The sequence below is a fragment of the Xanthomonas sontii genome (assembly GCF_040529055.1).
Taxonomy (GTDB): Bacteria; Pseudomonadota; Gammaproteobacteria; order Xanthomonadales; family Xanthomonadaceae; genus Xanthomonas_A; species Xanthomonas_A sontii.
Map to the genome: position 1 here is coordinate 2488955 of NZ_CP132342.1, position 19553 is coordinate 2508507.

The following is a 19553-nucleotide window of genomic DNA, read 5'->3' on the forward strand; positions in this document are numbered from 1 at the left end:
GTCAGGCTCCTTGGTATTCGGTCAGGCGCAGGTCGATGCGGTCTTCGCCGTCCTCGCGCTGCAGGATGCGCACCGGCGTCGGCACGCCGTTGGCGATCCACAGGATGGTCTCATTGCGGCCGCCATTGGTGCGCGACACCCGCAATGCGTCGTAGCTGATGTCGCCGACCTGCACGGTCTCGGTCTGGTCGGCGGCGCGGTACACATGTTCGCGTACCCGGCCGACGTCGACGAAGCGGTAGGTCATGGTCTTGCCGGGCTGCGCGTCGCGCATCAGCGAGAGGTTGAGCAGCAGCGCGCTCTGGTCGCCGGGCTGCAGCGGGATCGGCGCCTGCCGGTCCTTCTTCAGGTCGCCGTCCCAGCGCGCCACGCCCTGTTTCCAGTCGTACACGCCGGTGACCTTCTTGCCGAAGAACACCGCCTTCTTGACCGTGCTCTGGCTTTGCGGGACGTAGCGGCCGTCCTGCACGGTGAACACCGTGCTCTGCTCGATGTTCAGGCCGAGGATGCTGGCGAAGCCGCTGCGGCCATGCACGCCCAGGTCGACCCGCCACTGGTCGCCGCCGGTATGCACCACGTCCATGCGCGCGTCGCCGGCCGGCTTGCCCTTGTACAGGGCATCGTAGGTGGCGACGAAGGGCTGCAGCGGCGGCGGCGTCCAGGCCTCCGCCGGCAGCGCCGGCGCCGCGGCAGGTGCAGGTGCAGGTGCGCCGGTGGCGGGCGCGGTCGGGGCGGGGGCGGTCTGCGGCGCCGGCTGCGCGGCGGGCGCCGGCGCGACCTGCGCAGCGACGATGGGCGCCAGCAGGCCGAGGCCGGACGCGACGAGGAAGGCGAACGGACGCGGAGCGAGCTTCATGGGATCGGCTGGCGTGAGCGGGAGGGAAGAGGGGGAGGGAGGAGCCGCGGAAGGTGCGGCAGCGCATTCAGGGAAGCAGCACGTCGTCGCAATCTAGGCGCAGCGGACTAAACCGGCACTGACCGTCCAGCCAGACCTTGCCGTCCCGTTCAGACAGGCGGCCCGCCACGGCCAGCCGCAGCACCGCGCACAGCAGCCGGTGTTCGCGCGGCAGCAGGCGCTGCGCCAGGTCGTCGGGACCGTCGCCGGGCTGCACCGGCACCCGCACCTGCGCGATCACCGCGCCGGCGTCCAGTTCCGGCACCACGAAATGCACGCTGGCGCCGTGTTCGGCGTCGCCGGCCGCCAAGGCCTGGGCATGGGTGTGCAGGCCGCGGTACTTGGGCAGCAGCGAGGGGTGGATGTTGAGTAGGCGCCCGCCGAAGCGCTGCACGAAGCTGGCGCCGAGAATGCGCATGTAGCCGGCGCAGACCACCCAGTCCGGCCGTGCCGCGGCGACCGCGTCGCCCAGCGCCTGCTCGAAGGCGACGCGATCGGGGAAGTCCTTGGGCCGCGCCGACCAGCGCCGGTCCGGCGCCACCATCGCCAGCGCCGGCGCCTCCGGACGATCGCCGAACACGCCGACCACCTCGGCATCGAGGGTGCCGGCGGCGATCGCGGCGAGGATGGCCTGCAGGTTGGAGCCGCGCCCGGAGGCGAGGACAGCGAGGCGAAGCGTCATCGGACAGGATTCCGGAACAGGGCGTCCACCGCGGGGCGTTGCAGCGTCAGCAAGGTGGCGATGCCCAGCGCGGTGCCCAGCGGGAAGCCGAAGCAGGTGATCACGGCGCCGGCGTAGCACAGCCCCAACTGGCGGCGGTGGCGCAAGGCGCGCGCAACCAGCACCTTGAGCAGCAGCGCGAGCAGGCCGAAGCCGAGCAGGATCGACAGCATCACGATCGCAATGACGCCGCTCTGCGCCTGGTCCGGGCTCTGGCCGACGGCGTTGAGCTGCGCCTCCTCGTGCACGCCGTAGGCCAGCAAAGCGCCCACCAGCAGCACCACGACGACCTGCAGCCCCGCCATGACGGCATACAGCGTCGCCAGGGTGTTCAGGTCGGAGGTGGCACGCACCACATCGGCGGCATGGCCGCCGGGGGCGGGAAGAGGCGGTGGCAGCGACATCGTCGGTCTCAGCGCGGGGTGGAGGGAAGCGGGCGCGGGGTGCGCCGCCACGGCCAGGCGCTGGCGCAGCCCAGCGTGGCCAGCAGCATGTCCATGTGCGCATCCCAGGGATCGCCCTGCTGGCCGTTGTAGGACTCGGCCTGCTCCGGCGACAGCAGTAGCGCGATCAGCCATTCCAGCCATTCGTAGACCAGGCTGACGCACATGATCGCCATCGTCGCCAAAACGAAGGCCTGCCGCGCCGACAGCGCCGGCCAGCGCTGGCGCGCGTGATCGCGCAGTGCCGGCGCGAAGCACGCCCCGAACAGCAGGTGGATCAGCCGGTCGGTGTGATTGCGCTGCCAGCCGAACGCCGCGCTCGGCGACCAGCCACCGGTCAGCGCGCGCAGCCACTGGTCGTAGGGCACATTGGAGTAGAGCCAGTGCGCGGCGACGTTGTGCACGCTGATGAAGAGGCAGATGGCGGCGAAGTGGCCGGTGCGCAGCGGCCAGCGCCGGTCGTGCCAGACCAGCCAGACCAGGCCCAGCACTGCCAGGGAGCTGTGCATGGCCTGTTCCGCCGGCCACAGCGGCCGCAGCCAGCTGGTGGCGAACACCGCCAGCGCCAGCGTCAGCCAGGCGCGCTTGGCCGCCGCCATGCGGCTCAGCCGATGTGCACGCGTTCGCCGGCGTCCGCGGCGGCCACCACCGCGCCGATCTGCCAGTGCGCCAGGCCCAGGGTGTCCAGGCTGCGCTCCAGCGCGGCCACCTGCTCCGGCGCGGCGACCAGCACGAAACCGATGCCGCAGTTGAAGGTGCGCCACATCTCGCTGTCGGCCACCGCGCCTTCGCGCTGCAGCCACTCGAACACCGGCGGCAGGGTCCAGGCACTGGCGCGGATGTCCAGGCCCAGGCCGTCCGGGATGACGCGGATGATGTTCTCGGTCAGGCCGCCGCCGGTGATGTGCGCCATGGCATGGATGGCTTCGCCCTGTTCGCGCAGCAGCGACAGGATCGGCTTGACGTACAGCGCGGTCGGCGCCATCAGCGCGTCGGCCAGGGCCACGCCGCCGACCTGCAGGTCGGCCGGGCGCCCGGCGCGGTCGTAGATGCGGCGGATCAGCGAGTAGCCGTTGGAATGCGGGCCGGAGGAGGCGATGCCGATCAGCACGTCGTCCTGGCGCACCCGGGCGCCGTCGAGCAGCTGCGACTTCTCCACCGCGCCGACGGTGAAGCCGGCCAGGTCGTACTCGCCCGGCGGGTACATGTCGGGCATTTCCGCGGTCTCGCCGCCGATCAGCGCGCAGCCGGCCAGTTCGCAGCCGCGGGCGATGCCGCCGACCACCGCCACGGTGGTCTCCACGTCGAGCTTGCCGGTGGCGAAGTAGTCCAGAAAGAACAGCGGCTCGGCGCCCTGCACCAGCACGTCGTTGACGCACATGCCGACCAGGTCGATGCCGATGGTGTCGTGGCGGCCGAGCTGCTGCGCCAGCTTCAGCTTGGTGCCGACGCCGTCGGTGCCGGACACCAGGACCGGCTCGCGGTACTTGCCGGACAGGTCGAACAGCGCGCCGAAGCCGCCCAGCCCGCCCATCACTTCGGGGCGGAAACTGCGCTTGACCAGGGGCTTGATGCGTTCGACGACGGCGTTGCCGGCATCGATGTCGACGCCGGCGTCGCGGTAGGTCAACGGGGCGGCGGCGGGGGGCTGGGAAGTGGTCACGGGCGGCGGGGTCGGCGGAAAGGCGGCGATTTTAACAGGCCGCATTGGCGCTAGGCCCGCATTCGGGCAACAATTCGCCCCGGATACGCCGAGTACTGGACCCTTCATGCGCCGCAGCCTTGCCTTCCTCCTGTCTTTCGCGCTGTGCCTGCCCGCCGCGACCGCCCTGGCCCAGGCCGAGCTGCGCACCGAGGGCGACGTGGCCGGCGCCACCGGCCCCTACGATGCCGAGGTGCCGGTCAACAGCCAGAGCGAGGCCGACCGCAACGGTGCCCTGTCCCGCGCGCTCGGCGCGGTGCTGGGCAAGATCTCCGGCGACAAGGGGGTGATGTCGCGGCCCGGGGTGACCCAGGCGCTGCGCAACGCCAAGAATCTGGTCGATACCTTCGACTACCGCCAGGACCAGGGCACCTCGCCGAGCGGCGCGCCGACCTTCCGCACCATCCTGGTGGCGCGCTTCCGCCCGCAGGACGTGGACGGCCTGGCCGCGGCGCTGGGGCTGCCGGTGTGGCCGCAGCCGCGGCCCAAGCCGGTGGTGTGGCTGGCCATCGACGACGGCAGCGGCCCGCGCCTGGTCGGCGTGCAGCAGTCCAACGCCGCGCGCAGCCTGCTCGACCGCGCGATCGAGCGTGGCTTCCGCCTCGGCCTGCCGACCGGCAACGCCGCCGAGCAGGCCCTGGCCGGCGCGATCTGGCGCCAGGACACCGCGGCGGTGGCCAGCGCCTCGTCGCGCTACAGCCCGCCGATGCAACTGATCGGCAAGCTGTACCGCGGCAAGGCCGGCGGCTGGACCGCGGACTGGACCTTCGTCGATAGCGGCAAGGTGCTGTCGACCTGGTCGTCCAGCGACGCCGACGCGCGCCGCGCCATGGCCAGCGGTGCCGACGGCGCCGCCGACGCCCTGGTCAAGCGTTATGCCAAGGCGGTCAGCGCCGGCCCGGCCGGGATCTACCGGGTGGTGATCACCGGCATCCGCAGCGCCGACGATTACCTGCGCGCCTCCGCCGCGCTGCAGAACGCCTCGGTGGTGCGGCGCATCGTGCCGGTCCGCGCCGACGGCGACCGCCTGGAGCTGGATCTGGACCTGCTCAGCGGCGTGTCCGGTCTGAACCGCATGCTCGGCCCGGACGGCGCGCTGCAGCCGGTGGTCGCGCCGGTCGAGGGTCCGGTGATCCTCAACAGCGAGCCGACGGAGTACCGCCTGAAATGACGTTGTCGCCCGAAGCCGAGATCGCGCTGTTTCTGCGCCGCCTGAAATGGACGGCGGTGATCGTCGGCGTGCTGTGGGTGGTGTGGCTGCTGGCGCCGATCCTGACCCCGTTCGTGCTGGCGCTGCTGCTCGGCTGGCTCGGCGACCCGTTGGTGGACCGCCTGGAGCGCGCCGGGCGCTCGCGCAACATGGCGGTGACCCTGGTGTTCGTGCTGATGGTGTTGCTGCTGGTGCTGGCGCTGGTGATCCTGGTGCCGATGCTGGAGCGGCAGATCGTCACCTTCATCGACGTGCTGCCGCAGGCGCGCGACTGGTTCATCGGCACCGCGATCCCGTGGGCCGAGCAGAAGACCGGGCTGGAGCTGATGGGCTGGCTGGATCCGGAGCGGCTGATCGACTGGATCCGCGGGCACTGGCAGCAGGCCGGCGGCGTCGCCGCGACCTTCTTCGGCTACCTGTCGCGCTCGGGCTTCGCGATGGTGACCTGGGTGGTCAACCTGGTGCTGCTGCCGATCCTGACCTTCTACTTCCTGCGCGACTGGGACCTGCTGGTCGCGCGCGTGGCCGCCACCATCCCGCGCAACCACGTCGGCACCATCACCCGCCTGGCGCAGCAGTCCAACGAGGTGCTGGGCGCGTTCATCCGCGGCCAGTTCCTGGTGATGCTGGCGCTGGGCGTGATCTACGCCGGCGGCCTGACCCTGGTTGGTCTCAAGCTCGGCCTGTTGATCGGCATCGTCGCCGGCCTGATCAGCTTCATCCCGTACCTGGGCGCGACCACCGGCATCCTGCTGGCGGTGCTGGCCGCACTGGTGCAGGCCAAGGGCTTCGACCTGCAGTTGCTGATCCTGGTCGGCGTGGTGTTCACCGTCGGCCAGTTGTTGGAAAGCTACGTGCTGACCCCGCGCATCGTCGGCGACAAGATCGGCCTGCATCCGGTGGCGGTGATCTTCGCGGTGATGGCCGGCGGCCAGCTGTTCGGTTTCCTCGGCATGCTGCTGGCGCTGCCGGTGGCGGCGGTGGCCAACGTGCTGCTGCACTACCTGCACGAGCAGTACCGGCAGAGCGACCTGTACGCGGGCGAGAAGTCGGCGATCCTGCTGGATACGGTCACCGAGCGCACCACCATCATCGAACTGCCGCCGCGCAGCCCCGACCAGCCGTGAGCGTGCCGCAACTGCCGTTGGCCCTGCGCTATCCGCCGGAGCAACGCCTGGACCGCTATCTGGGCGCGCCGGACGGACTGCTGGCGCAGCTGCAGGCGGTCGCCGACGGCGCCGCCGACGACTGGGTGTACCTGTCCGGCCCCGCCGGCACCGGCAAGACCCACCTGGCCCTGGCGCTGTGCGCGGCCACCGAGCAGGCGGGGCGCAGCGCTGCCTACCTGCCGCTGCAGGCCGCCGCCGGCCGTCTGTGCGATGCGTTGGAAGCATTGGAGGGCCGCGATCTGGTCGCCCTCGACGGCCTGGAAGCGATCGCCGGGCAGCGCGAGGACGAAGTGGCGCTGTTCGATTTCCACAACCGTGCGCGCAGCGCCGGGGTGACCCTGCTGTACACCGCGCAGGCCATGCCCGACGGCCTGGCGCTCAGCCTGCCGGACCTGCGCTCGCGGCTGTCGCAGTGCACCCGCATCGCCCTGGCGCCGCTGGACGACGCCGGCCGCGCCGCGGTGCTGCGCGAACGCGCCCAGCGCCGCGGCCTGGTGCTGGAAGACGCGGCGATCGACTGGCTGCTGACCCACGCCGGACGCGACCTGGCCGGCCTGATCGGCCTGCTGGAGCGCCTGGACCGCGAATCGCTGGCGGCGCAGCGGCGGGTGACGGTGCCGTTTTTGCGGAGGGTGGGAATCGGGAATGGGGAATCGGGAATGGGTAAAAGCTGAAGCGCGAGGACTGGAGCAGTAAGTAGAAGCCAGAAGAACAAAAAGCAGCTTGCAATCGATGCACTGGTTGCCGCTGCAGACAAAGATGGTTGCGGGGGCAGGATTTGAACCTACGACCTATGATGGGCGACGACGTATGCCGTGGTTGAGGCTGCCGAAGCTCCCGGGAAATCAACTTTTCCCGATTCCCGATTCCCGTTTCCCCATTCCCAGCCCCTCATCCAACTCCGCCAGCCGCTGCGGCGTCCCCACGTCGGTCCAGCGGCCAGGGTGGTGCAGGCCGTGCAGCTGGCCTCGTTCGGCCTGCGCACGCAGCAGCGGCACCACCGAGAAGCGGGGCGGCACGCCCGGCGCGGTCGGCGCCGGGGCGGCGATGGTCTGCCAGTCGCGCAGCAGGGCGGGGCGGTACATGCCGATGCCGGCGTAGGTCAGCAACCGGTCGCCGGCGTTGTGCACGCGCCCGTCGTCCTGCAGGGCGAAATCGCCGTGCGCCGCATAGGCCGGCGGATCCACCAGCACCAGCTGCGCCAGGCCCGGTGGCTCGGGCGCCAGCCGGGCGAAATCGAAGTCGGTCCAGATGTCGCCGTTGACCAGCAGGAACGGCGCCTCGCCGAGCAGCGGCAGCGCGTGCAGCATGCCGCCGCCGGTTTCCAGCGGCGTGGCGCCTTCGTAGGAATAGGCGATGCGCAGTCCGAACGCGCTGCCGTCGCCGAGCGTCTGCGGGAACTGTTCGGCCAGCCACGAGGTGTTGATCACCACCTCGCGCACCCCCAGCGCGGCGAGCTTGCGCAGGTGCCAGACGATCAGCGGCGTGCCGCCCACCGCCAGCAGCGGCTTGGGCGTGTGTGCGGTCAACGGACGCATGCGCTCGCCGAGGCCGGCGGCGAAGATCAGCGCCTTCATGCGCTGGCCGCCGCGCGCTGCGCCAGGGCCGGCTTGATCCGCGTCTGCAGCAGTTGCGCCAGCGGCTGCAGGGTCGGGTGCCGCGGCAATGCCTCGTCGAGGTAGGCGATGAAGCGCGGCACGTTGTCCAGGTACCAGGCCTTGCCGTCGCGGTAGTTCAGCCGCGCGAAGATGCCCAGGTTCTTCAGGTGGCGCTGCACGCCCATCCACTCGGCGTCGCGCAGGAATTGCGCCAGCGGCGGCACCGGAATCCCGGCCTGCAGCGCACGCGCGTGATAGCTGGCGAGCCAGGCGTCGACCTGCGCCAAAGGCCAGCTGACCGTGGTGTCCTTGAACAGGCTGACCGGGTCGTAGGCGACCGGGCCGATCACGCAGTCCTGGAAATCCAGCACGGCGGGACCGTCGGCCGCCGGCATCAGGTTGCGCGGCATGAAGTCGCGATGCACCAGCACCTGCGGCTGGGTCAGCGCGTTGTCCATGAGCTGGCGCTGCACGCCGTGCAGGGCCGCGCGTTCGTCGGCATCCAGGGTGATGCCAAGGTGGCGCTGCAGGAACCACTCCTCGAACAGGCCCGCGTCGCGTTGCAGCAGCGCCTCGCCGAACACGCCCATGCCCGGCGGCGGCGCGATCGCCTGCAGCCGCAGCAACTGGCCGAGCGCGGCGTCGAAGTGCGCGTCCGCCGTGTTCGTGTCCAGGCTCTGCGCCAGGGTCGGTTGGCCCAGGTCTTCCAGCAGCAGGAAGCCGGCCTCCGCGTCCTGCGCCAGGATTTCCGGGACCCGCACGCCGCCGCCGCGCAGCAGCGCGTGCATGCGCAGCCACGGCCGCACGTCTTCCAGGTCCGGCGGCGAATCCATCACGATGCGACTGACGCCCGGGCCATGGCTGCGCCAGTAGCTGCGCTGGCCGGCGTCCACCGAGGCGCGCTGCAGCGTCGCCTGTGCGTCGTCCAGGGCCGTGCGCGCCCAGGCCAGGCGTTGCGCGGCGCGTGCCGCAAGGACATCGGGAACCATCGGGCTGGCGCTCATCGGCAGGCTGCGGCGGAAACGAGCCGCACAGCGTAAACGGGCGCCGCCGCCGTGGCGAGCGGCGCGCCGTGCCTCAGCGCTTGCTGGAGAACAGCCGCAACAAGGCGAGCAGGGCGATGGCGCCGAGCAGCGCACCGAGGAAGCCGGCCGGCTCGCCACGGCTGTACCAGCCCATGTAGTGGCCGAACCAGCCGGCCAGCAGCGCGCCGGCGATACCCAGCAACACGGTGAACAGACAGCCGGAGCGTCCGCTGCTGGGGCCGAGGAAACGCGCCAGCAGGCCGACCACGAAGCCCACCAGGATGATGTAGAGCCAGCTGTCGCTGCCGAACAGAGTGTGCATGGAGAGCGTTCCGAGCGCGGAGGGGGATCAGCGTCGGATCGTGCCAGATCGACGGTGATGGCGTCGATGCTTGCGTACGCCGCGCAGTCGGCACGCCCATGGAAGGCGGCCGCCCGCGCTGCGCGGATGACACCATCGGAAAGGCGCCGCGTCGGAGCCGACGCCTCTCCCACCGCAAGCAGGGGACGGATCAGTCACTCAGGAAACAGGCTTCGCCAATCCCGAATCCCGAATCCCGACTCCCTAATCCCGGCCCCTCAACAGCACCCATGCCCACCATGCTGCTCGCCGCCGGCCACCGCCGCGCTGCCGGTGGTCTCGCCGCGCAGGCTGGCGGCATGGTGGGCGGCGATCACCCGCGATACGCAGGCGGTGACCCGCTTGCCCATCGGGATGTGCAGGAACTCGTTCGGGCCGTGCGCGTTGGAATGCGGGCCGAGCACGCCGGTGATCATGAACTGCGCACCGGGGAACTTCTCGCCGAGCATGCCCATGAACGGGATCGAGCCGCCTTCGCCCATGTACATCGCCGGCTTGCCGAACGCCGCCTGCGAGGCCGCTTCGATCGCGTCGGTCAGCCACGGCGACTGCGCCGGTGCGTTCCAGCCGGAGGAGGACTTCTCCAGCGCCAGCGACACCTCGGCGCCGTACGGCGGATCGCGCAGCAACACGTCCTTGAGCAGTTCGCCGGCGTGCTTGCCGTCCAGCGTCGGCGGCAGGCGCAGCGACAGCTTCACCGCGGTTTCCGGGCGCAGCACATTGCCGGCCGAGGCCAGCGGCGGCAGGCCGTCGGCGCCGGTCACCGACAGTGCCGGGCGCCAGGTGCGGTTGAGCACCAGCTCGGACAGGTCCTCGTGCATCGGCCGCATGCCGGGCAGGAACGGGAACTTGCTGTAGACCTCGTCGCCCAGCACCTCGGCGACCTTGCGCGCCTGCGCCAGCCGCTCCTCGGGGATGTCGGCGTACAGGCCGTCGACCTTGATCTTGCCGGTGGCCTCGTCCTCCAGCCGCGACATCAGGTCACGCAGCACGCGGAAGCTCGACGGCACCACGCCGGAGGCGTCGCCCGAATGCACGCCTTCGCTGAGCACCTTGACGCTGAAGTTGCCGCCGGCCAGGCCGCGCAGCGAGGTCGTGCACCACAGCTGCTCGTAGTTGCCGCAGCCCGAATCCAGGCACACCACCAGCGAGGGCTTGCCGATCCGCGCCGCCAGATGGTCGACGTAGGCGGGCAGGTCGTAGCTGCCCGATTCCTCGCAGGCCTCGATCAGCACCACGCAGCGCGCGTGCGGGATGCCCTGGTCCTGCAGCGCCTGGATCGCCGCCAGCGAACCGAACAGGGCGTAGCCGTCGTCGGCGCCGCCGCGGCCGTACAGGCGGTCGCCCTTGAGCACCGGCGTCCACGGGCCCAGGTCGGCGTCCCAACCTGTCATTTCCGGCTGCTTGTCCAGGTGCCCGTACAACAGCACGGTGTCCTCGCCGGTCGCGTCGCTGCTGGCCGGCACCTCCAGGTAGATCAACGGGGTGCGGCCTTCCAGTTGCACCACCTCCACCTGCAGGCCGGGGATCGCCTGCGCGCGCGCCCAGCGCTCCATCAGCGCCACCGCATCGGCCATGTAGCCATGCGCGACCCAATCGGCGTCGAACATCGGCGATTTGTTGGGGATGCGGATGTAATCGACCAGTTGCGGGACGATGTCGTCATCCCACTTTTCGCTCAGGAAACGGTCGATCTTGGCACTGTCCATGAAAAGCTCCGAAGTGATTGCACACGTGTGCAGCCATTCTACGCCCCGGTGCCCGTGTAGGGTTTTTCCTACACGGCGACGCGCCGTTTACCTGCTGTTTGTGACGCGTTCCGACGATAGGCTGTACCCATGTGGCGAGCGATGCTGACAACGCCGGCAGGAAAGGCCGGCGAAGTCCCCATCCAAGTCACAAGGAGCGTTGCCATGCAGTCTTTTATCGTGGTCCTGAAGTCGCTGGTCGTTGCCCTGATGCTGTCCGGTTCCGCGCTCGCCGCGGACAAGGTCAACATCAACTCCGCTGGAGCGGAGGAAATCGACCAGGTGTTGGTGAACGTGGGGGCCTCCAAGGCCCAGGCGATCGTCGACTACCGGCAGGCGCACGGACCTTTCAAGAGCGCCGAGGAACTGGCACTGGTGAAAGGCATCGGACTCAAGACGGTCGAGCGGAACCGCGACCGGATCGATGTGGGCGCCACGAAGGCACCCGCACCGACAGCCGCCAAGCAGGCAGCTGCCAAGCCGGTGGAAAGGCGTTAAAGGGATTTGCAACGAAAGGATAGGGCCGGCGCTGGACGCGCGGCCGCAGCCTCACTGAGCAGGATGCGAAGGGGGAAGGCAGGAGGCCGACAGGGAGGTACATCGTCGCCCGGCGTTGCACAGTGACGTGCAGCCGGGCGATGTTTTTTTGGGCGCCATGGCGCTCTCGCGTCGCATATTCGGGCTGGCCAAGGACAGGCCGCTTGCCCTGATCGTGCAGAATGCGCGCATGGACTGGTGCACGCTGCCCGCGCGGGTGATCCCCGCCAATGAGTATCGCCGCGAACGCTGGCGCAACGGCCTGGGCTGGACCCGGGAGATCCTGCGTCTGCCGGCCGCCGGCGATGACTGGGTGCTGCGCCTGTCCATCGCCGAGATCGAGCAGGATGCCGCCTTTTCAGCTTTCCCCGGGATCGACCGCGAACTGGTCCTGCTGCGCGGCAATGGCGTGCGCCTGCGTTTCGACGACGGCGAGGAACAGGTGCTGCAGGATCCTTGCGCGCGTCTGCGCTTCGCCGGCGAGCGGCCGCTGCGTGGCGAGTTGCTGGACGGGCCGACCCACGATTTCAACCTCATGTGGCGACGTGACCGGCTGCGCACGCAACTGCTGCACCGGCCGCTGGTCGGGCCGATGCTGTTCTTCGCCGAACCCGCTGTCGCCTGGGCCGTTCATCTTCTGGCAGGGCAAGCGCAGTTCGATGCGGCCAGCGGACTGCCGCCATTGGCGGCCGGCGACAGTGCCTGGTTGGCCGCCGATGCCAGGCGCCGCTTTGCTTTGAGCGGGGGCGGGGAGGTGTTGGCGATGCGCATCGAGGCCCTGCCGACGCCCGCGGACTGAGCCCGCTCCACCACGCGCGCGGCTCTTGCAGCGTCGACGCCGACCGCGTCCAATGCGCGAACGCGGCCATCCGGGCCGTACAGCGGAAGCCGACAGGTGCTCTCGGACAACAGGTGGTTGGCGAAAATTCTGGTGGCGGACGCGGACGCGGTCTTGCGCGACCGGATTCGCGATTACCTGGCGTGTTTCAACCTGCAGGCCCACGACGCCGACAGTGCGCCGCACCTGCAGGCGCAACTGGCGGCCGGGCATTACGACGCGGTGGTGCTCGATGCCGGCCTCGACGGTGCCGAGGGCCTGCGCTTGTGCCGGCAACTGCGCGACCGCGGCGACATCGCCATCGTGATGATGGCCGACCGCGCCGAGCCGGTGGACCGGGTGATCGGGCTGGATCTGGGCGCGGACGACTTCCTGGTGCGGCCGCCCGACCTGCGCGAACTGGTGGCGCGGCTCAACGCGGTGCTGCGTCGGGTGCGCGCGACCCAGCCGCCGGCAGCGGCGCATGGCGGCTGGCAGGTCGATGCCGCGCGGCACCAGGCGGTGGCGCCGGACGGGCGGACGATCCCGCTGTCGCCCGGCGAACTGCGGCTGATGGCGGTGTTCCTGGAGCAGCCGGGCGAGGTGCTCACGCGCGAGACGCTGCGCACCGCGCTGGGCGACGGCGAGGCCAGCATGCCTGCGGGCAGCCGCGGCATCGATCTGCAGGTCTCGCGGCTGCGCCAGAAGCTCGGCGACGACCCGCTGGTGCCGCAATGGATCCGCACGGTACGCGGCAAGGGCTATGTGTTCGAGCTGCAGCGCATGGGGCTGCCGGCGTCGCGCTGATGGCGCGACGGCGTGGCGTTGCTGGCGTCGCCGCGGCCGAAGCCGCCACCGTAGCAGCGGCGGTCGGGGTCGCGGCGCGGCGTCCGGAACACACCGGCGCGTGGTCTCGCGCGGTGCCCTGGTGTTCTCCCCGGCCGCGGCTCATCGAGCAGCGCGCCGCGCTCAGCCCCGAGCTAACGCCGCGAAGCCGCTGCTGAGCTGTTCCTGCACTGCGCCGTCGTGGCGCACCAGGAAGCGCACCGCCAGTCCTTCGCGCTCGGCGCAGGCCAGTCCGGCCTCCACACCGAGCGCGCTCAGGGCAGTGGCCCAGGCATCGGCACGCATGGCATCGGCGGCCACCACCGTCACCGCGGCCAGCGTCGCGGCGATCGGTCGGCCGCGACGCGGATCCAGCAGGTGTCCATAGCGTCGTCCGTCCTGTTCGAAGTGGTGCCAGCGATCGCCGGAGGTGGCCACCGCCAGGCCGTCGACCGCGAGCGCGCGCGGCGATGCGTCGCCATGCACCTCCTCGTCCGCAGCAGCCTCGATCAACACCCGCCACGGCTGCGCGTCCGGCTTGCGGCCATAGCCATAGAGATCGCCGCCGACCTCGACCAGTGCGCTTTCCACGCCATGCGCACGCAGCGCCGTCGCTGCCAGGTCGACGCCGTAGCCCTTGGCGATCGCCGACAGATCCAGATGCAGCCCGCCCGGCTGGTGCCAGCGGCCCGCGTCGTCGACGGTCAGTCGGCGCCAGTCGCCCGCGGCGCGGGCCCGTTGCAGGGCGGCGGGCTCCGGCACCCGCCGATCTCCGGCGGTGGCGCCGAAACCCCACGCGCCGACCACGGCGCCGATCGTGGGATCGAAGGCGCCGCCGCTGCGATGCGCCACTTCCAGCGCGCAGCGCAGCACCGTGTCGAACGCGGCCGGCAAGGCGTGCCAGGTATCGGCGTCGGCGCGGTTGTAGCGGCTGAGATCCGATTGCGCGTCCCACGTGCTCATCTGCGCGACGACCAGATCGAGCTGCGCCTGGATCGCATCGCGCAATGCGTGCAGGTCGCTGCGTCGGGGCGGCAGCAGCCTGGCGCTCCAGCGCGTGCCCATGCTGCTGCCGTGCAGCGTGGCGATGCCGGCGCCGGCGCGGACTGCGGTCGGTGAAGCGGGGCGACTCACGTGTCGACGCAGCGCGACCGTACAACGGCAGCGCGCAGGTGCCCTACGCTGCGCGACCTTGGGTCGGCGGCATGTTCGGCATTCCGGTCCCCACGCCGGCTCATGTCTCCGACCAGTCGCGCAGCAGGTTGTGATAGACGTTGGTCAGGCGCAGCAGCGCCGCCGCGTCCGCGCCGCTGGCGGTCAGCGCCTGGATCGCGGTGTCCAGGTCGAACAGGGTCTGCCGCCGGCCGGCGTCGCGCACCAGGCTCTGCACCCAGAAGAACGATGCCATGCGTGCGCCGCGGGTCACCGGCGCCACCCGGTGCAGGCTGCTGGACGGATACAGGATCAGGTCGCCGGCGGGCAACTTGACCTCATGCTCGCCGTAGGTGTCGTGGATCAGCAGTTCGCCGCCGTCGTACTCCTCCGGCGCACTCAGGAACAGCGTGCAGGACAGGTCGCTGCGCACGGTCAGCGCCGGCTGCGCGGCGGTGGCGGCCTGGGTCATCACGGCGCCGTCGACGTGCAGGCCGTAGCTGCCGCCGCCGCTGTAGCGGTTGAAGCGCGGCGGGATGGTGCGCAGCGGCAGCGCCGCGGCGAAGTACAGCGGGCTGCGCGCCAGTGCGCTCAGCACCGCCTGGCCGAGGTCCTGCTTCAGCGGCGAGGCGTCGGCCAGTTGCAGGTTGCGCTTGACCTGCGCGCCCTGCGCGCCGACGGTTTCGCGGCCGTCCACCCAGTCGGCGGATTCCAGCGCCTGGCGGAACCGCGCGACCTCATCGGCGCTGAGGATGTCGGGAATGTGCAGCAGCATGGGGCGCTCCGGCGGTGGACGCCCAGGATAGGGCGTCCACCGCGCGTTGGCAGGCGCGGTCGCTCAGAACCGGACCTCGGCGGTCAGCAGCACCGAGCGCGGCGCGCCGGGCGTGTAGCGGAAGCCGCTCTTGTTGATGGCGGCGACATAGTCCTTGTCGAACAGGTTGTAGGCGTTCAGGCGCAGCGCCACGTGGTCGTTGACCGGGTAGCTCAGCACCGCATCCCACACGGTGTACGACTTCACGAACGCCGGCGTGCCGACCGCGCCGTCGCGCCCGCGCTTCATCTCGCCCGAGTAGCGCACGCCACCGCCGACGGTCAGTCCGAACGGCAAGGTGTAGGTGGTCCAGGCGGTGAACGCGCTGTCTGGGGTATAGGCCAGGTCCTGGCTGCCGTCCTGCGAGACCGTCGTGCCTTGCCTCACCCGCGCATCCAGCTTGGTGTAGCCGCTGGACAGCGACCAGCGCTCGGTCAGCTTGCCCACCGCCGACAGTTCGATGCCCTGCACGCGCTTCGCGCCGCTCTGGTAGTACAGCCCGTCGCTGCCCTGCACGATCTCGTTGTTCACGTCGGTACGGAACAGCGCCAGCGTCGCGAACAGCGCGTCGTCGAGGAAGTTCCATTTCGTGCCGACTTCGGCGGTCTTGGCCTTCTGCGGATCGAAGCGCGGATTGTTGGCGTTGTTCGCCGAGGCGCTCAGTTCCAGCGTGCTGCCGCCGGGCGGCTGCTGCGAGGTGGCGAAGTTGGCGTACACGCTCACGTCCTCGTTGGCCTTGTAGACCGCGCCGAGTTTCCAGCTGAACAGCGTATCGGCGATGTCGGTGTCCAGGCCGACCACGGTGGTGCAGGGCGCGGCGGTGGAGGTGGCTGAACTGCACACCAGGCTGTCGAAGTCGGTCTTGTAGCGATCCGCGCGCACTCCGGCGGTGACCAGGAAGCTGTCGCCGAACTTCAGCGTGTCGAAGGCATAGGCCGAGTAGGTGGTGGTGGTGCCATGGCTGCGCGCGCCGTTGCGCGCGGTGTGCAGCGGCGTGGTGTTCCAGTCCGGTGCATAGAGGTTGGCCGGATTGGCCGCCAGCCAGGCGGCGCGGTCGACGATGTTGTGGCCCCAGCTGCGCAGTTCCTCGCGGGAGGCTTCCACGCCGGTGCTGAGGTTGTGCTGCACTGCGCCGGTGGCGAAGTCCACGCGCAGGTTCAACTGGTCGGCGAGGGTGGTGTACTGCTGATCCTTGAAGGTCGGCAGGCTGCGCAGCACTGTCCAGGTCGCAGGATCCGCAGGATTCGGCGTGCGCAGGTTGGCGGCGTTGGGCATGAACGCGAACAGCAGGTAGTCCTGCTCGTTGCGGCCCCAGCGCGCGGTATTGGTCAGCTTGATCGTGTCGGACACGTCGTGCTCGATCCGGAAGGTCGCCATCTTCGCGGTCACGTCGTCGTGGTCGGCGCGGGTGCCGTAGAAGTTGCTGCTGTCCACGCGCGCTGCGCCGCCGAGCCACGGCCGTGCGGGGTCGGGCGAGCTGTAGCCGGGCAGGCCGAGGGTGGGCACGCCGCCGTCGGGCACGTTGTCCTGCTTTACGTACAGCAGGTCGAGCAGGTAGCGCGTGTCGGTGCCCAGGCCGAACGCCAGCGACGAGGCCAGGCCCCAGCGCTTGTTGGCGACATGGTCGCGGCCGATGGCGTCGCTGTCCTGGCCCATCACGTTCAACCGCAGCGCGCTGCTGGCGCCCAGCGCCTGGTTCCAGTCCGCGGTGGCGCGGCGCTGGCCATGGTCGCCGCCGGACAGCGTGGCGCTGCTGGCGTTGTCCAGGTGCGCCTGCTTGCTGACCAGGTTGATCGCGCCGGTCGGCGCGCTGCGGCCATTGTCGGTGCCGGCCGGGCCTTTCTCGACCTCGATCTGCTCGATGTTGAACACGTCGCGCGAGATCGAGCCAAGGTCGCGCAACCCGTCGACGAAGATGCTGCTGGAGCTGTCGAAGCCGCGCATGTAGATCGCATCGCCGGTGCTGGTGTTGCCGTTCTCGCCCACATAGAAGGTGCCCACGCCTGGGCTGTTGCGCAGCGCTTCGGTGAGGGTGGTGGCGCCCTGCTCGTTGAACAGGTCCTTGCCGATGATGTTGAGGGTCTGCGGGGTATCGATCAGTGGCTGGGTGAACTTCGGCGAGTCCGGCACTTCCACCAGGTAGCGCTTGGCGCGCTGGGCCTGCACGTCGACCTTGTCCAGGGTGGTGGGCTGGTCGCCGGTGTCCGCATGCGCGGGGGAAAGCAGGCTCAGCCCGCCCAGCAGCACGGCGGTGGTAAGGGTCGGTGCGGCGGCCTGGCGGGTCACGGTGTGTTTGCGGCGCTTGATCGGGGAGGTCATGGGCGGTTCGGTTTGCAGGAGAGACTTCACCCCGATCGCGGGCAGCGGCCGTCCCCCAGTGGGAGCGGCCGCGGCGGCGAGATCGGGCGGCTGGGCGAAACGGTGTCTGCCGCGCATGCGATGCAGGCAGTGCATTCATTTTCCATGCAAATGCGAATTGTTTGCAATCTCTTTGTCATCGGTACCGGTCCGCCGCGGTTCGGATAGGCGGACTCGCCAGAAAATGCGGCCCATCGACCAAGGCGCACAATCGGCCAAATGACCCGGCACTGAGTGGTTTAGGGCCCGTCCGTGCGGGCGCGCGACGCCAGCGCCGACCAGACGGGCGCTGCGGTTACGTGGAAGTCCGAGCTAGGGGCCGGAGAGAGGCGTGCCGGTGTCAGGCAGCCGATGCTGCCTGGAGATGGCGTGGTACCGACGGCGCAGTGTCGCTGCCGGATCGTCGCACCAGGTGCGTTTCGAGGTATGCCGAAGGAGCGGGTGTGGCAGTGCCAGATCGCGTGTCGCCATGAGCGTCGCCAGTGTCGGCGGACCACGAAGCCAGGCCGATACTCGCCCTCTGTGCAAGGGCGGCACGCGCCAATGCTGTCGGGATTGGCCGCTTGCGGCGCCGTCCCGCGGCACCGCAAGCAGCGGGGTTCAGGCCGCCGCGGCCTGTGCCACGCGCGGGCCTTCGCGCAGGGCGCGGCCGATGAGCCCGACCAGCAGATCCAGCTCTTCGCTGTCCATCGCGAAGTGCGGGGTGAAGCGCAGCGAGTTCTCGCCGCCGTGGATCACGTTGACGCCGTGCTGGCGCAGCCACTCCTCGGTGGAGCCGGCGCCGTAGCACTTGTACTGCGGGGCCAGCGCGCAGGAGAACAGCAGGCCGGTGCCCTGCACCTGGGTGATGGCGCCGCCGAGTTCGGCCTTGAGCTTCTCCAGCTTCTGCACCGCCTCGGCGCCGCGCTCGCGGATGTTGGCGCGCACCTGCGGGGTCAGCTGCGCCAGGGTCGCGGTGGCGACGTCGAGCGCGCGCGGGTTGCTGGTCATGGTGTTGCCGTAGGTGCCCTTGCGGTACACCTGCGCCGCGTGCTCGGTCACCGCCAGCACCGACAGCGGGTACTGCGCGGCGTTGAGCGCCTTCGAATAGGTTTCCAGGTCCGGCGGGTCGAGCTGCTCGAAGCCGGGATAGTCCACCACCGACAGCACGCCGTGCGCGCGCAGGCCGGCCTGGATCGAGTCGACCAGCAGCAGGCTGCCGTGGTTGCGGGTCAGTTCGCGCGCGGCGGCGTAGAACGCCGGCGGCAGCGCGCGGCCGGGGTCGCCTTCGCCCATCACCGGCTCCAGGAACACCGCCTCGATGAACCAGCCGTGCTGCTCGGCCTCGGCGAAGGCGCGGCGCAGCGCGTCCACGTCGTAGGGCGCGATGGCGATCAGCCCATCGTCGCCGCGGTAGCTGGCCAGGTGCTGCAGATAGGTCTTGCGGCTGGAGTCGGAGTACATGCCGGGCCGGTCGGTGCGGCCGTGGAAGCTGCCCTTGACCACCAGGCGCTTGATCTTGGCGCCGGCGTGGCGTGCGCCCGGATCGGTCTGCAGCTTGGCGTTGATGTCGACGATGCGCGCGGCCAGGCCCACCGATTCGGAACCGGAATTGAGGCACATGAAGCGGGCGTACGGACAGCCGCCGCGGCGGTGGCCGATCTCCGCACGCAGCGCGCGCTCGAAGCGCAGCTGCGACAGGTTGGGAGTCATCACGTTGGCCATCACCTGCGGCTGCGCCATCGCCTCCAGCACCGCCTCCGGGGTGTGGCCGAAGCCGAGCATGCCGTAGCCGCCGGCGTCGTACAGCACCGCGCCCTTCAGCGTGACCACCCACGGGCCGCGCGCGCTCAGCGCCACGTACGGGGTCACCGCGTCGTCGGCGTAGAAATTGACGAACCCGGCCTGCAGGCGGCGGATCTGCTCGGCCTCGTCGAGGTCGAGCAGGTCGCCGAACTCCGCGGCGATGCGCGCGTAGTCCGCTCCGGCTGCGTCGATCGCCGCGCGCAGCGACGGATGCGAGGCCGCCAGGCGCTCGATGCTGGCGTCGTCCAGACCCTGGGTCAGGCGATCGCCGGCGTGGGCACGGAGCGGGGCGAGGGGGCCGAGTACGGTCATGGAGATCTCCTGAAGGCGGGCTGTCTGGCGACGATCCTGTCTATTATCGGGACAGGATCGTCGAATGGCAGCGTGAATCCG

The 19553-nt window shown here is 70.3% G+C and carries 19 protein-coding genes; 6 read left to right on the forward strand and 13 right to left on the reverse strand.

The window, feature by feature from the left end; translation table 11 throughout:
• Window position 1: 1 nt before the first annotated feature.
• The 5 genes from RAB70_RS10425 to purM all read right to left on the reverse strand — a co-directional run bounded on the left by RAB70_RS10425 (window position 2) and on the right by purM (window position 3722).
• A complete protein-coding gene (locus tag RAB70_RS10425; protein WP_152236575.1) occupies window positions 2–856 on the reverse strand; it encodes a DUF3108 domain-containing protein in 855 nt (284 codons plus the stop codon).
• A 67-nt stretch (window positions 857–923) separates the two neighbouring features.
• Window positions 924–1577, reverse strand: coding sequence for a phosphoribosylglycinamide formyltransferase (gene purN, locus RAB70_RS10430; RefSeq protein ID WP_148830116.1), 654 nt, complete (start codon window positions 1575–1577; stop codon window positions 924–926).
• Window positions 1574–2020, reverse strand: coding sequence for a hypothetical protein (locus RAB70_RS10435; protein ID WP_043095727.1), 447 nt, complete (start codon window positions 2018–2020; stop codon window positions 1574–1576). The genes purN and RAB70_RS10435 overlap by 4 nt, the downstream gene beginning before the upstream one ends.
• 8 nt (window positions 2021–2028) lie before the next feature.
• A complete protein-coding gene (locus RAB70_RS10440) occupies window positions 2029–2658 on the reverse strand; it encodes a DUF2238 domain-containing protein (protein WP_148829897.1) in 630 nt (209 codons plus the stop codon).
• A gap of 5 nt (window positions 2659–2663) precedes the next feature.
• A complete protein-coding gene (gene purM / locus RAB70_RS10445) occupies window positions 2664–3722 on the reverse strand; it encodes a phosphoribosylformylglycinamidine cyclo-ligase (protein WP_148830730.1) in 1059 nt (352 codons plus the stop codon).
• 106 nt (window positions 3723–3828) lie between these two features.
• On the opposite strand from purM, the gene RAB70_RS10450 reads away from it, so the two are divergent.
• The 3 genes from RAB70_RS10450 to hda are packed head-to-tail and all read left to right on the forward strand — an operon-like array spanning window position 3829 to window position 6814.
• Window positions 3829–4932: a DUF2066 domain-containing protein gene (locus RAB70_RS10450; protein WP_265531482.1), complete on the forward strand. Its 1104-nt coding sequence runs from the start codon at window positions 3829–3831 to the stop codon at window positions 4930–4932.
• Window positions 4929–6098, forward strand: a complete 1170-nt coding sequence (locus tag RAB70_RS10455; protein WP_017909199.1) for an AI-2E family transporter — start codon at window positions 4929–4931, stop codon at window positions 6096–6098. The genes RAB70_RS10450 and RAB70_RS10455 overlap by 4 nt, the downstream gene beginning before the upstream one ends.
• On the forward strand, window positions 6095–6814 hold the full coding sequence (hda, locus tag RAB70_RS10460) for a DnaA regulatory inactivator Hda (protein WP_148829369.1): 720 nt from the start codon (window positions 6095–6097) through the stop codon (window positions 6812–6814). Before RAB70_RS10455 ends, hda begins: the two co-directional genes overlap by 4 nt.
• 171 nt (window positions 6815–6985) lie before the next feature.
• On the opposite strand, the gene murU is transcribed toward hda, so the two are convergent.
• The 4 genes from murU to RAB70_RS10480 all read right to left on the reverse strand — a co-directional run bounded on the left by murU (window position 6986) and on the right by RAB70_RS10480 (window position 10833).
• Window positions 6986–7717 (reverse strand): N-acetylmuramate alpha-1-phosphate uridylyltransferase MurU, encoded by a 732-nt coding sequence (gene murU / locus RAB70_RS10465; protein WP_148829370.1) that lies wholly within the window; start codon window positions 7715–7717, stop codon window positions 6986–6988.
• Window positions 7714–8742, reverse strand: coding sequence for an aminoglycoside phosphotransferase family protein (locus RAB70_RS10470; RefSeq protein ID WP_148829371.1), 1029 nt, complete (start codon window positions 8740–8742; stop codon window positions 7714–7716). Before RAB70_RS10470 ends, murU begins: the two co-directional genes overlap by 4 nt.
• A gap of 73 nt (window positions 8743–8815) precedes the next feature.
• On the reverse strand, window positions 8816–9085 hold the full coding sequence (locus RAB70_RS10475) for a GlsB/YeaQ/YmgE family stress response membrane protein (RefSeq protein ID WP_010344083.1): 270 nt from the start codon (window positions 9083–9085) through the stop codon (window positions 8816–8818).
• 257 nt (window positions 9086–9342) lie between these two features.
• Window positions 9343–10833, reverse strand: coding sequence for a M20 family metallopeptidase (locus tag RAB70_RS10480; protein ID WP_148829372.1), 1491 nt, complete (start codon window positions 10831–10833; stop codon window positions 9343–9345).
• A gap of 204 nt (window positions 10834–11037) precedes the next feature.
• On the opposite strand from RAB70_RS10480, the gene RAB70_RS10485 reads away from it, so the two are divergent.
• The 3 genes from RAB70_RS10485 to RAB70_RS10495 all read left to right on the forward strand — a co-directional run bounded on the left by RAB70_RS10485 (window position 11038) and on the right by RAB70_RS10495 (window position 13033).
• Complete coding sequence (locus tag RAB70_RS10485) at window positions 11038–11370, forward strand: ComEA family DNA-binding protein (protein WP_017909203.1); 333 nt, start codon at window positions 11038–11040, stop codon at window positions 11368–11370.
• A gap of 229 nt (window positions 11371–11599) precedes the next feature.
• Window positions 11600–12208, forward strand: coding sequence for a HutD family protein (locus RAB70_RS10490; RefSeq protein WP_148829380.1), 609 nt, complete (start codon window positions 11600–11602; stop codon window positions 12206–12208).
• A gap of 132 nt (window positions 12209–12340) precedes the next feature.
• The gene (locus RAB70_RS10495; RefSeq protein WP_017913796.1) at window positions 12341–13033 is read left to right on the forward strand and encodes a response regulator transcription factor; all 693 of its coding nucleotides are present in this window, start codon (window positions 12341–12343) and stop codon (window positions 13031–13033) included.
• Between the two features lie 162 nt (window positions 13034–13195).
• Here the strand turns inward: RAB70_RS10495 and RAB70_RS10500 are convergent, their stop codons facing one another.
• The 4 genes from RAB70_RS10500 to RAB70_RS10515 all read right to left on the reverse strand — a co-directional run bounded on the left by RAB70_RS10500 (window position 13196) and on the right by RAB70_RS10515 (window position 19472).
• A complete protein-coding gene (locus RAB70_RS10500) occupies window positions 13196–14116 on the reverse strand; it encodes an FAD:protein FMN transferase (protein WP_265531623.1) in 921 nt (306 codons plus the stop codon).
• 169 nt (window positions 14117–14285) lie between these two features.
• Window positions 14286–14978, reverse strand: a complete 693-nt coding sequence (locus RAB70_RS10505) for a Fe2+-dependent dioxygenase (RefSeq protein WP_148829373.1) — start codon at window positions 14976–14978, stop codon at window positions 14286–14288.
• Between the two features lie 63 nt (window positions 14979–15041).
• Window positions 15042–17336 (reverse strand): catecholate siderophore receptor Fiu, encoded by a 2295-nt coding sequence (locus RAB70_RS10510; protein WP_148829374.1) that lies wholly within the window; start codon window positions 17334–17336, stop codon window positions 15042–15044.
• 639 nt (window positions 17337–17975) lie between these two features.
• On the reverse strand, window positions 17976–19472 hold the full coding sequence (locus tag RAB70_RS10515; protein ID WP_148829375.1) for an aminotransferase class III-fold pyridoxal phosphate-dependent enzyme: 1497 nt from the start codon (window positions 19470–19472) through the stop codon (window positions 17976–17978).
• Window positions 19473–19553: the final 81 nt, after the last annotated feature.